We start from the raw sequence: 11,770 nt of genomic DNA on the forward strand, positions 1-11,770 counted from the left end.
CCTCCCTCATCTCGATCCGTTCCTGCTTCCTCCTCTGATCGATCCAACGATTCGTTGCAATCCTGAATAGATAGGCTTTAGATTCGATAGGCTGATAGAGCTTGGCAATAATGAAAACGCACGGAGGAGCGTATCCTGGACCAGATCTTCTGCATCCCACGGGGATAGCGTCAAGGTCCGGCAGTATCTCCATAGATCGGACCGATATGGCTCGATTTTTTCTTTAAATTCCCTCTCCAGGTCCCGAAGGGGTGATCCAAGTGATTCAAGGTCTGCATTCATCTTTCCGCTCCACTCCATTCTCACAATCTACTTTTGTTAATGGTTGCCTGCATATCCTGTATTTCCTATAATATGGGTATGTGACAAAATCTTCAATACTATGAAACGATGAGGTGATTCTATGGCTTTATATTTAATGGCATTAGCAGCCATCATTGCAACCACGGGAATTGGGATTGTAATACGGAAAGCCATGAGGGAGATGGCGGCTCATCCTGATCAGCGTCAACAGATCCAGTCGAGGATGTTCATCGGGGTGGCGATAGCAGAAGCACTCCCATTGATCCTTATCGTCCTTGGCTTCATCATGATCGAGTCCTTTACAGGATCCGTCGTCATTCCTGTGGCCATAACGATTGCGGTTACCGCCGTCAACTTTGTGGTGTTATTGCGGACATTTTTGGACGTGGTGAAAGATCCCCATGCGGATAAGCAAACAAAAGCGATGGTACAGACCACATTTTTCATTGGGTATGCCCTCATGACGGCGGTCCCCATCATCGCCATTGTGGCAAGTCTCATTGCAGCAGGTTGACCCCACATAAAAAAGGAGGCGCATCGGCCTCCTTTTTTATTGTTGATTTATTTTACGCGTTTCCTCCACTTATCAGACAGGTCCTGAATATGGGAAGGTCCGGTACGACAGCAGCCACCGATGATCTTCGCACCTGCTTCGAACCAGGCATCGGACTGGTCAATGAAACTTCCGCACGCTTCCTCTCCATGCCAGGTTTTGGTTTCCGCATCATAGGTTTCACCTGAATTCGGATAGACGATGATCGGTTGATCTGTATGCTGATGAAGGATTTTGACGGCGTCCGTCGCTTCCGGGATCGGTGCACAATTCACACCGATTGCTGCGATCTGTTCTTCGTCCTTGAAGGCAAGTGCGCAGTCTGCCACCCTCGTACCGTCACTGATCCGGGACCCATCCCTTAACGAAAAGGACAGCCAGGCATAAACACCGGGATATTCATGCAATAAGGACACCAACACTTCCGCTTCTTCAAAAGAAGGGATGGTTTCAAACGCCAGAACGTCTGCTCCTGCTTCTATAAGTGCCTTAATACGCGGACGATGGAAGGCTGCAAGCTCTTCTTTAGGAATCCCGTAATTCCCCCGATACTCGGACCCATCTGCCAGATACGCTCCGTACGGTCCGACAGAGGCCGCTACGAAAGGCTTATGACGTCCGTTGTCCCGACTGCCTTCTTCATCCCAGAATGAATCCCTTGCTTCTTTTGCCAGGAATACGGTTTGCTTGATCAAAGCAATGGCCTCTTCCTCGCCTATCCCTCGCTTACCGAAGCCCTCCACTGTTGCCTGGTAGCTTGCTGTGATAGCACAATCGGCTCCCGCTCGGAAGTAGTCCGTGTGGACGGCCGAGATCGCCCCCGGGTTCTCAATGAGGGTCCGGGCAGACCACAGGGGATCATCGAGATCGCATCCATGGGACTCCAGTTCAGTGGCAAGCGCCCCATCCAGGATGACCGTAGCGTGACTCCTCAGGATGGCTTCAATGGGATTGTGTTTCACTTGTGTTGACATACTCTTCACTCCTTTTCTTTTTCACATAGTTTGTCACATAGTACGCTATATAACAGAAGCCGACGAACGGGATCGTGCAGTAAAGTGCCACCCTCTGACCTTCGTCGAATGCGATACCGATGACGGATGCAAGGCAGAGAACGAACGATGCAATCGGGACGAATGGATACAACGGCGTCTTATATGCCAGGTCCTTCACACTGTTGCCTTCTTTGATGAAGCGTCTCCTGAAGAAGAACTGGGATGCACTGATGCTCATCCAGACAAATACGACGGCCAGTCCGGAAATCGACACCAGTAGGATATAGACCGTGTCGGGTGCGTAAATGCTTGATAAGAGTGCAAGCCCGCCTCCAAGCATGCTGGTGATGGTGGCTACGAGGGGAACGCCCGATTTGGTCAATTTACCGAAGAAAGACGGTATGGTCTTCTTGTCTGCAAGTGACCAAAGCATCCTGGAAGAAGCGTACAAGCCGGAATTGGCTGCGGAGAGGATAGCGGTGATGATCACCACATTCATGAGGTCTGCCGCATATGGAATCCCGATCCTGCCGAGTACGGCGACGAATGGACTTTCCAATACGCTTGCCGCTTCACTTGGGAGGAGGGCAGAAAGAACCACGATCGTCCCTACATAGAAGATGACGAGTCTGATAAGGGTCGTCCGGATCGCCTTTGGAATCGTTTTGGTAGGCTCCTTCGTTTCACCCGCGGCTACCCCGATCAGCTCGGTGCCGGAGAAGGCGAAGTTGACGGCAAGCATTGTCATGATGATAGCAAATGCCCCATTCGGGAATAACCCCGCATCGGTGATATTCGTGAAGAATGGTGCCGGGGATGAATCGGCAAGGGGCACGAAACCGACGATGGCAGCCCCTCCTGCAATGATGAAAAAGACAATGGCGACTACCTTGACAAGGGAGAACCAGAATTCAGATTCTGCAAAAAATCGGACCGTGAACGCGTTCATACCGAAGATGATGGCTGCGAATAACCCACTCCAGATCCATACGCTGACTGATGGGAACCACCGCTGCATCATCAGACCGGCAGCCGTGAATTCAGATCCAAGGGCAACCGTCCAAGTCAGCCAGTACAACCAACCGACGGCATAACCGGTACCAGGTCCGATGTACTTTGCCGCGTAGCTGTGGAAAGATCCCGTCTCGGGCATATGTACCGAAAGCTCCCCGAGGCACATCATGACAAGATACACGACGATGGCTCCGATCAAATAAGAAAGGATCGTACCGAATGGACCTGCCTGATGGATGGTATACCCCGAGCTGAGAAAAAGCCCCGTTCCGATCACGCCCCCAAGGGAAAGCATGATCAAATGCCTTGTTTTCATTTTCCTCTTAAAGTCTTTTGCTTCAATTTTCATGTTGGCATCCTCCGCGTTCTTGATTCTGGGATGAGCAGACAAACAAAAAACGCACTCAAAACGAGTGCGTTACCGACAAATAAACTGCTTATCTATCAGGTTTGATCACCCGCTGGAATTAGCACAGTTTCTTCAGAAGAAGATCTGCTGCTGAGGCTTCAAAGGGCCAGTCCCTCCACCTCTCTGGATAAGAATTATGAGATTGGTATAAACATTAACAAGAACCCTCATTCCTGTCAATATAAAAATAATCACACCAATAATATGTAAGCGCACCCACACCTTACCCTTTGTGGAAAAACACCCATTTGATTATTTCCATGGGAATACGGGAACGTATATAGAAAAAGGGGGATGACACCATGCCGGAAGGACCGGAAATCAGAAGGGCTGCCGACCGTGTTCAAAAAGCGCTCGCCCATCTTCCCGTCATGGAGATTTTCTTTGCCTTCCCACAGCTAAAGGGATATGAAAGTCTCCTTCAAGGGACAAAGATCACAAGGGTGGACACGAAGGGAAAAGCGATGCTGATACGCTTTGACAACGGCTATACGATGTATTCACACAACCAACTGTATGGGCGATGGTACGTCAAGCAGGCCTATGAATACCCAAAGACCAACCGCCAGCTGCGCGTAGCCATACACAATGAAAAGAAATCCGCTTTGCTCTACAGCGCCTCTGATATTGAAGTCATGCGGGATGAGGAGGTCCATTTACATCCCTTCATTGCACGGGTGGGACCGGATATTCTCAGTGAAGACGTAACAAGCGGAGACATCCTGACCAGGATGGAAGCATTCAGGAGGCGCAAATGGGCGCATCTGCTCCTTGATCAAGGTTTCGTTGCCGGTATCGGGAACTACCTTCGGTCTGAAATTCTATTCGTCTCGGGGATCCATCCGACACTCCGTCCCATGGACTGCCGTGATGACCAGCTGACCCTTGCCGCTGAAGCCATCATCCATCTGATGAAGCAATCCTATGAAACCGCCGGGATCACCAATGACCTGCAATTGGTAGAGAAGCTGAAACAAGAAGGCTTGACGCGGTCCCGCTATCGCCATTGGGTCTTCAATCGCGAAGGTGCCTCATGCTATCGCTGCGGAACAGAAATTGAAAAGATCATGGCTGCTTCGAGAAGGTTGTACTACTGCCCACATTGTCAGTCCAAATAAAAATGAGGTCGGGACTAAACAAAAAAATAGCATTTAACACGAACAGTATACGTTCTATATACCGCTAATGATTTCCGTGCAAGACTGCGCGCGGGTAGCCCGTGAGCCTCCTCGGCAAGCCTGCGGGGTCTCACATCAGCTACTCTTCCCGCTGGAGTCTTCGTCTTGCACTTCAGTCAACCGCTAGAAACAAGTAAATAAGAATAGTCATGAAACAAATTAAAACCCGAATTCATTTGCCTGATCGGTGGCAAATGAATTCGGGTTTTACTATAGCTAAAACACGTTTTTCCAACCCTCTATTTATTTTTAGATTACTCCGTCCATCCCTGCACTCGTCATGATCCCGTCCAGGGCCTCTACAAAGTAGGCGTGGTCAAGTCCCTGTTTGACGACGATGTCCTTCATGATCACACCCAGTTCAGTGGAAATCCTCAAGTATTCTGTCGTCATATCATCAAGCTTCTTCCTTGTTTCGGCGGCATTGTCCACGTTCACTTTCTCAATCGTTTTGATCATGTCTTCTGAGATTTCCAGGTATTTGTCCTGTGTTTCTTTGTATTTCTTGATATCTCCGTCCACTTCCTTGCTATTGTCGATCGAATCAAGCAAACCCAAGGCCTCATCATGCATGCTCTTATAGACAGGTTCCTCTATCTGGATGGTCTGAAGTTCCGATTTGACCATCTGTACATCCTCTTCGGTCATGTTTTCCTTAATGTAAAAATCGGGATTGCCAATTCCATAATCGTAGTACAACATGACCTCCATCATCCTGGCCTGGAATAAGGCAAGCTGAATCTCTTTATCGAAGGCGGCAAATTCTTCTTCACTGGCTTCAATACTGGGTCCCTGACCAGGCATCGTGGTCTCTGCATCACCTGTAGCCGGACTGTCGAACGCATCGGAAGAGTCGTCATTGAATGGGTCTTCTTCAGTGCTCAGTGAATCATCCTGGACGTTTCCATCTGCCGGAATGTCATCGATTGATGCCGTTCCCTCTTCGCCAGAAGCACTACCTTCTTCTGAATTGATTCCTTCTTCCTCTGTTGCGGTTGCATCCGTCGATTCTTCCGCATCTACTTCTCCAGATTGATCACTGTCATCTTTCTTGGCGGTCTTTTCTTCACCCGTTTGTTCCGTCTTTTCTTTCTTCTCTTCCTTGTCACCGCTGATGGCCGTCTGCAGGCTGCTGCAAGCCCCCAGGGTCAAAATCATCGCCAGTAGAATGCTGAACCATGCTGCCTTTCGCTTCATGTAGCTACCTCCTTATTTGTCAACCATTTTGTTACCAGTTTTATACCCGCACTCTCTCACGGCAAACATATTTTTACAAAGTTTGGTGCTTATTGGTGTGTTTCGACACATGTAAAAAGGTGGATGAACCGCATGGCACCAGTCAAATTTCACATCAAAAAAGACCACCGAATTACTCAGTGGCCTTCTCTGATTTATTGGATGAAGAAGCGTCTGTCTCCTCATCCTTCGTTTCCGTATGGTAATTGGCTTCATCCTGTTCCAACAGATCTTTCAATTCATCCTGTACGGTTTCGTCGCACATTTCGACCTTGGACCTATATGCTGCCCTGACGATGACATGGGAAGCGACTGGCGCCGTAAGGAACACGAAGAAAATGCCCAGGAACAGCCTGATGCTGAACACCCCTTCCATGATGAAAAAAAGGAAGGCACCGATGAGGGTGAACAGGACCCCAACAGTGGAGCTCTTAGAAGCTGAGTGAGACCGGGTGTAGATATCCGGCAGACGGACGAGCCCGATGGCACTGAGCAAACTGAAGATCGTTCCGATCAGGATCAGGAAGACGGCGACGACTTCAATCGGACTTGTTACGTTCAAAGACGACACCCCTCTCTATATAGCGCGCAAATGCAAGCGTGCCGATGAATGAAAGGATCCCGATGAGAAGGATGACTTCGAAGAAGCCCGAGTTCTGGAGCAGCACCGAAAAGATCGCCACCGCAGAGATCAGCTTGACCCCCAGGGCATCCAGTGCCTGGACACGATCGGGTGCTGACGGTCCCTTGATGATCCGATAGACGGTCGCAAGGATGGCAATGGTCAGGACGACAAGGGAACAGATTAATATGGCTTTAATCATTTCTGGTCACCCTCTTTATGGCAGTCTCCAGCTTCTTCTGGGATTTGTATGCCGATTCTTTCGCACTTGGAAGATTGATCCCGTGAAGATAGAATCGTTTGTTGTCATCGGAAACCTCCATGACGACGGAACCCGGGGTCAGGTTCAGCAGGAGGGCAAGAAGCGTGACTTCAAGCTCCCCTTCAAGATCGGTCTCAAGCTTGAATACACCGGGTGATACATCGATCTTCGGCTTAATGATATGACGTGATACCTGAACGCTCGAGACAAACAGCTCCCGGATGAAGACAAGGAATAAATGGATGATGGCCACCAGCGACTCCAGGTAGAACTTATGGGGCAGGAAACGCCTTAAAATGAACAGGACCAGTATACCGAATAAATACCCGCTGAAGAAGGTGAGGAAACTGAAGCTTTCCTGAAAGAACATCCATATGAAACCGATCAGAAGATTGATCAGGATTTGCATGGGCACGGGGTACCACCTCTTTTCTTATCGATTGACACCAATGACGGCTTCAATGTAAATGGACGGATTCATCAATCCATCCACCGCAATATTCACATACTCCTGTACACCTTGTGCTCCGAGTCCAAGGAAGATGGTGAGGGCGGTGAGGATACTGATCGGCCACATGAGGCCTTTGATACTTCCTTTTTCTTTTTCCTCGGTCAGCTCGGTATCTCCAAGGAACCCGTTCATGAAGATCTTCATGATGGAGTACAGGACCATGAGACTGGTCAACAGACCGATGCCACCGAGCCAGAAGTACCCTGCCTCAAATGTCCCCTTCGTGATGAGGACTTTCCCCAGGAACCCTCCGAATGGCGGAATCCCTGCAAGGGACAATGCGGCAATGAAGAACATCCAACCGAACAATGGATGAAGCGTGATGAGTCCGCTGATGTTCCTGAGCTTGCTTGTTCCAGTCAAGTGGATGATCGTCCACCCTAACAAGAAGATCAGGGCCTTCACGATCATATCGTGAATGAGATAAAAGATGGATCCTGTCATTCCGTTTGGATTGAACGAAGCCAGACCCGCCAGGATGAATCCGACACCGACGATGACGTTATACGTCAGGATCTTCTTGATATCCCAGTAGGCGACGGCCCCTATCGCCCCGGACAGCATGGTGAGGGCTGCAAGGATGCCGATGAGGAGATGGGTCACCTGGGGCTCATGATAGAACACAAGGGTGAACATCCGGATGATGGCGTAGATTCCCACTTTCGTCAAAAGGGCGGCGAATACGGCTGACACGGCCGTCGGTGGTGCTCCGTATGAACCAGGGAGCCAGAAGAACAGGAATAGACCGGCCTTCAGGCTGAACACTGTGAGCAGGACGATGGCGATCGTTGTGATCAGCCCATCCTGCCCCGCTTCTTCCACCCGCAGGGATAGATCGGCCATATTCAATGTCCCGAGGGTCGCATAGAGATATGCAATCCCGACGAGGAACAAGAAAGACGAGATGATGTTGATGAGGATGTATTTCAAACTTTCCCTGAGCTGCACCCTCTCCCCTCCAAGGGAGATCAGCACATACGAAGCGACAAGCATCACTTCAAAGCAGACAAACAGGTTAAAGATATCCCCCGTCAAAAATGACCCGTTCACCCCGGTGATCAGGAACAGGAATAGCGGATAGAAGTAATGCTCTTCCCTGCTCCTCCCGATCGACCGGAAGGAATAAAAGAGACAGCATAGGGCGACGATCCCGGAAATCAAAAGCAGGAGCGCCGAAAGCATATCCGCTACCATCGTGACACCGAATGGGGCTTCCCACCCGCCCAACTGAAGGGACTGTGGACCGTTCACTTTGATTTGCTCCATCAGTACGAAGGAGACGGCAATCGATGCCACGAGGGCTATGACCCCGAGGAACCGCTGAAACGGTATGTTTTTTCTGAATATCACCATCACCATCCCCGCGATGATCGGGATGATGATGGGCAATATGATTACATTATTCATTCTCATAACCTCTCATCTGTTCTGTGTCATCGGTGCCTAGCACTTTGTAGGCACGGTAGCTCAACACCAGAAATAGGGCCGTCGTAGCGAAGTTGATCACGATCGCCGTCAACAGGAGGGCCTGAGGCAGTGAGTCCGCATAGGTGAGGGATTTGATCCCGAGAAGGGGCGGTCCACCTTTCTTCAGCCCTCCCATGGTGATGATCAACAGGTTCACGGCATGGCCCAGGATCGAAGTGCCCAAAATGATCCGCAGAAGCGTCTTTGTCAAAATCAAATAGATTCCAATGGCAAAAAGGATACCGACAACAATGGACATCAGTGTTTCCATCAGCGATCATCCCCCATACTCAGTATGATCGTCATGGACGTCCCGATGACGGCGAGGGCAACACCTATATCAAATAGGACCGCAGTGGCGAGCTCCGTCTTCCCGAAGATGGGAAGGTCGAAGTAATCATAGGTCTGGAACAGGAACGGCTTATCGAATACCATCCCACCGACACCCGTCAGGACAGCGATAAGGACACCGACGGCAGACAGGACCTTAAAATCGACAGGCAGGTTGCGACGGACCGATTCCATATCGAAGGTGAGGAAAAGGAGGATCAAGGCTGACGAAAACGCCAGACCGCCGATGAATCCGCCACCGGGGTGATGATGGCCGGAAATGAATAAGTTAATGGCGAAGGCCAGGATGATGACGATGGCCACCCTGGTGACATTCTTGATGATGATATCATTTGGCTTTTTCATTCTTATCCCCTCCTCCCCTCATTTTGATCAGTGTGTAAACACCCAGCCCGGCAATCGATAGAACCAGGATTTCAAGCATCGTATCAATCCCCCTGAAATCGACCAGGATCGCATTGACGATGTTTTTTGCACCAGCGATTTCATACGAATTCTCATAGTAGCTCGAGATGGAATCAAACATTCGTGTACCGTTAGCAGAGAGGGCAACCAGGGTCACGACCACTCCCGATAAAATGGCGATGACGGCGTTCGTCAGCTTGAATGGGATCTTGCTTACTTCCTTCTTCAGCTGAGGAAGATGGTAGAAGCATAACAGGAAGAGCGTCGTCGTAACGGTTTCCACCACCAGCTGAGTGAGGGCAAGATCCGGCGCCCTGAACAAGACGAATAGGAATGATACGAGGAACCCTAGGGCCCCTACGGAAACGACAGCTGTGAGCCTCGTTTTGGCAAACAGGACCGATAGTCCAGACAGGACCAGGATCACCACAAACCCTGCTTCATAAATCGTGATCGGACTGTCGTTCGATGTATCAAGGATAAACCCTCCGGTAAGGAAAAGGGAGCCTCCCACCATCAGGATGAAGAACACGAAGATATAAACAAGATAATCCCTCAAGAACCCTGTCATATAGCGATCCGTCACAGCACCTGAGACTTTCTCCATCTTCTCGATCCCGACATTGTAGGCGTTATTCAGCGTCAGGGCCTGCGGATATTTCAAGTATAGACGGAACCATTTTCGAAGCGTCTTGTAAAGCATGATACCGAAGACGATGACGCCAAAGGTCATGAACAGCTCCATATTGAATCCATGCCATGCGCTGATTTCTTTCAGCTTGATGGTTTCATGAAGCTCGGGAAGGATGGCGTTGAAAGCGGGTTTGTATAGATAATCCCCCATCACATTCGGTACGAAGAATGAGATGATAACTATCAGAGCCAGGATAACCGGACTCAATAGCAACCCGAATGGCGCTTCATGTAAGACCTTCCCTTTCTTCGCGAGCTTGTTGCGCCCGCCGAATGTCTTGAATACAAGGATCATGCAGTATACAAAGGTGAAGACACTGGCCACCCAGCCGATGATCGGGATGAGGAGGCCGATGAACCCGACATTGAAAATCGACAGCTCCGACGCTTTCACCAAGGCAGTGAAGAACATTTCTTTACTGAGGAAGCCATTGAACGGCGGAAGGCCCGCCATGGCAAAACTACCGATTACAGTCAACGTAAAGGAAATCGGCATGAATCGTACGAGCCCTCCAAGTTTCCGGATATCACGGGTACCGGTTTCGTGGTCGATTATACCGATTACCATGAAGAGGGCACCTTTGAATGTGGAGTGATTCACCATATGGAAGATCGCCGCGAATATGGCCGTCCCATAGACGGTGGATTCATCCCCATACCCGAAATAAAGGGCTGCGGAACCGAGCCCGAGCATGCTCATGATCATGCCAAGCTGACTGATCGTCGAATACGCAAGGAGTGCTTTGAGGTCCGTCTGGCGCACGGCGTTGACCGAGCCATAGAGGAGTGTGATGAGGCCGACCCCGGATACGATCCAGAACCATTCGGCCGATCCCCCAAAGAAAGCTGTGAAGCGGGCGACGAGATAGATACCGGCTTTGACCATGGTCGCTGAATGGAGATAGGCACTGATGGGTGTCGGTGCTTCCATGGCGTCCGGAAGCCAGATGCTGAAAGGAAATTGGGCGGATTTCGTAAATGCTCCCAACAGAATCAATATCATGGCAGGAAGGAAGAGTGGGTGATCCTGAAGGCCATTGGCCTGTGACAGGATGTCCCTTATACTGTTTGTTCCTGTCATCATGCTGATCATGATGAGGCCCGCAAGCATGGCGAGTCCGCCGAACACGGTGATGAGCATGGACTTCTGTGCTCCGTAGCGTGAACGCTCCCGTTCATACCAGTACGCGATGAGGAGCAATGAGGATATACTCGTCATTTCCCAGAACACATACAGGACATAGATATTATCCGAGAACACCAGACCGAGCATGGCTCCCATGAAGAGGAGCAGATACACATAGAAGTTGTGTAGCGCTTCACGGTGCTTCGACATATAGTAAATGGAATAAAAGATGACCAAGCTTCCGATCCCGGTGATCAGAAGGCCGAATAGAAGGCTGAGGCCATCGACGGTGAGGACAAAGTCGATATCGTACGCAGGAATCCATGATACAGATGCTTCATACGTATTTCCGGCTGCGAGATTGGGGATAAAGGTTAATAGGTAGATGAAGACCAGAAGTGGAACAACAAGAACGAACCAGCCGGTATGGATCTTCGGTGAAACCAGTTTATAGATGAATGGAACCAAGATGGCGAACAGAATCGGGAGCAAGACGGCTAGATGGATCCAAGACAAGTGAGCCCCTCCTTTTTGAATAATTTTCAACAATCCATTTCTTAATCTTTCGGAACTTCTAGATATAGTAAGAAATCCATTGACGACTATTATGGCATGCGTTATAGTCATACATAGTTTGAAGATAGC

13 protein-coding genes and 1 riboswitch are annotated in these 11,770 nt (G+C 49.8%); of the genes, 2 read left to right on the plus strand and 11 right to left on the minus strand.

What is annotated here, in order from left to right:
* Positions 1-6: 6 nt before the first annotated feature.
* Positions 7-300 carry an RNA polymerase sigma factor gene (locus tag AF331_RS23155; RefSeq protein ID WP_053428126.1) on the minus strand — a complete coding sequence of 98 codons (294 nt, stop codon included), beginning with the start codon at positions 298-300 and terminating at the stop codon, positions 7-9.
* Positions 301-403: 103 nt separating this feature from the next.
* Here AF331_RS23155 and AF331_RS10725 point away from each other — a divergent pair, with 103 nt between their 5' ends.
* The gene (locus AF331_RS10725) at positions 404-817 is read left to right on the plus strand and encodes an ATP synthase subunit c family protein (protein ID WP_053428127.1); all 414 of its coding nucleotides are present in this window, start codon (positions 404-406) and stop codon (positions 815-817) included.
* A gap of 47 nt (positions 818-864) precedes the next feature.
* Here AF331_RS10725 and mmuM read toward each other — a convergent pair whose 3' ends face one another.
* Positions 865-1,830, minus strand: a complete 966-nt coding sequence (mmuM, locus tag AF331_RS10730; protein WP_053428128.1) for a homocysteine S-methyltransferase — start codon at positions 1,828-1,830, stop codon at positions 865-867.
* Positions 1,799-3,214: an S-methylmethionine permease gene (gene mmuP / locus AF331_RS10735; RefSeq protein ID WP_053428129.1), complete on the minus strand. Its 1,416-nt coding sequence runs from the start codon at positions 3,212-3,214 to the stop codon at positions 1,799-1,801. The genes mmuM and mmuP overlap by 32 nt, the downstream gene beginning before the upstream one ends.
* An 85-nt stretch (positions 3,215-3,299) precedes the next feature.
* Positions 3,300-3,408: riboswitch (SAM riboswitch) on the minus strand.
* 168 nt (positions 3,409-3,576) lie between these two features.
* Here mmuP and nei point away from each other — a divergent pair.
* A complete protein-coding gene (gene nei / locus AF331_RS10740; RefSeq protein ID WP_053428130.1) occupies positions 3,577-4,392 on the plus strand; it encodes an endonuclease VIII in 816 nt (271 codons plus the stop codon).
* Between the two features lie 309 nt (positions 4,393-4,701).
* Here nei and AF331_RS10745 read toward each other — a convergent pair whose 3' ends face one another.
* From AF331_RS10745 to AF331_RS10780, 8 genes are all read right to left on the minus strand, one after another.
* Positions 4,702-5,649, minus strand: coding sequence for an ICP22 family protein (locus AF331_RS10745; RefSeq protein WP_053428131.1), 948 nt, complete (start codon positions 5,647-5,649; stop codon positions 4,702-4,704).
* 172 nt (positions 5,650-5,821) lie between these two features.
* Complete coding sequence (gene mnhG / locus AF331_RS10750) at positions 5,822-6,250, minus strand: monovalent cation/H(+) antiporter subunit G (RefSeq protein ID WP_053428132.1); 429 nt, start codon at positions 6,248-6,250, stop codon at positions 5,822-5,824.
* Positions 6,228-6,512 carry a Na(+)/H(+) antiporter subunit F1 gene (locus AF331_RS10755; RefSeq protein ID WP_048015147.1) on the minus strand — a complete coding sequence of 95 codons (285 nt, stop codon included), beginning with the start codon at positions 6,510-6,512 and terminating at the stop codon, positions 6,228-6,230. The genes mnhG and AF331_RS10755 overlap by 23 nt, the downstream gene beginning before the upstream one ends.
* Positions 6,505-6,981 carry a Na+/H+ antiporter subunit E gene (locus AF331_RS10760; protein WP_053428133.1) on the minus strand — a complete coding sequence of 159 codons (477 nt, stop codon included), beginning with the start codon at positions 6,979-6,981 and terminating at the stop codon, positions 6,505-6,507. The genes AF331_RS10755 and AF331_RS10760 overlap by 8 nt, the downstream gene beginning before the upstream one ends.
* 24 nt (positions 6,982-7,005) lie before the next feature.
* Positions 7,006-8,490: a Na+/H+ antiporter subunit D gene (locus AF331_RS10765; RefSeq protein WP_053428134.1), complete on the minus strand. Its 1,485-nt coding sequence runs from the start codon at positions 8,488-8,490 to the stop codon at positions 7,006-7,008.
* A complete protein-coding gene (locus AF331_RS10770; protein WP_048005112.1) occupies positions 8,483-8,821 on the minus strand; it encodes a Na(+)/H(+) antiporter subunit C in 339 nt (112 codons plus the stop codon). Before AF331_RS10770 ends, AF331_RS10765 begins: the two co-directional genes overlap by 8 nt.
* Complete coding sequence (locus AF331_RS10775) at positions 8,821-9,246, minus strand: Na(+)/H(+) antiporter subunit B (RefSeq protein WP_053428135.1); 426 nt, start codon at positions 9,244-9,246, stop codon at positions 8,821-8,823. The genes AF331_RS10770 and AF331_RS10775 overlap by 1 nt, the downstream gene beginning before the upstream one ends.
* Positions 9,230-11,641, minus strand: coding sequence for a Na+/H+ antiporter subunit A (locus AF331_RS10780; protein ID WP_053428136.1), 2,412 nt, complete (start codon positions 11,639-11,641; stop codon positions 9,230-9,232). The genes AF331_RS10775 and AF331_RS10780 overlap by 17 nt, the downstream gene beginning before the upstream one ends.
* Between the last annotated feature and the right edge of the window lie 129 nt (positions 11,642-11,770).

Origin of the sequence: Rossellomorea marisflavi, assembly GCF_001274775.1 — a bacterium.
Lineage (GTDB): Bacteria > Bacillota > Bacilli > Bacillales > Bacillaceae_B > Rossellomorea > Rossellomorea marisflavi.

What these genes read in the sequence shown, in the direction of transcription:
- AF331_RS23155 (WP_053428126.1), bottom strand. Translation starts at nt 300, where the DNA reads ATGGAGTGGAGCGGAAAGATGAATGCAGACCTTGAATCACTTGGATCA.
- AF331_RS10725 (WP_053428127.1), top strand. Translation starts at nt 404, where the DNA reads ATGGCTTTATATTTAATGGCATTAGCAGCCATCATTGCAACCACGGGA.
- mmuM (WP_053428128.1), bottom strand. Translation starts at nt 1,830, where the DNA reads ATGTCAACACAAGTGAAACACAATCCCATTGAAGCCATCCTGAGGAGT.
- mmuP (WP_053428129.1), bottom strand. Translation starts at nt 3,214, where the DNA reads ATGAAAATTGAAGCAAAAGACTTTAAGAGGAAAATGAAAACAAGGCAT.
- nei (WP_053428130.1), top strand. Translation starts at nt 3,577, where the DNA reads ATGCCGGAAGGACCGGAAATCAGAAGGGCTGCCGACCGTGTTCAAAAA.
- AF331_RS10745 (WP_053428131.1), bottom strand. Translation starts at nt 5,649, where the DNA reads ATGAAGCGAAAGGCAGCATGGTTCAGCATTCTACTGGCGATGATTTTG.
- AF331_RS10755 (WP_048015147.1), bottom strand. Translation starts at nt 6,512, where the DNA reads ATGATTAAAGCCATATTAATCTGTTCCCTTGTCGTCCTGACCATTGCC.
- AF331_RS10760 (WP_053428133.1), bottom strand. Translation starts at nt 6,981, where the DNA reads ATGCAAATCCTGATCAATCTTCTGATCGGTTTCATATGGATGTTCTTT.
- AF331_RS10765 (WP_053428134.1), bottom strand. Translation starts at nt 8,490, where the DNA reads ATGAATAATGTAATCATATTGCCCATCATCATCCCGATCATCGCGGGG.
- AF331_RS10770 (WP_048005112.1), bottom strand. Translation starts at nt 8,821, where the DNA reads ATGGAAACACTGATGTCCATTGTTGTCGGTATCCTTTTTGCCATTGGA.
- AF331_RS10775 (WP_053428135.1), bottom strand. Translation starts at nt 9,246, where the DNA reads ATGAAAAAGCCAAATGATATCATCATCAAGAATGTCACCAGGGTGGCC.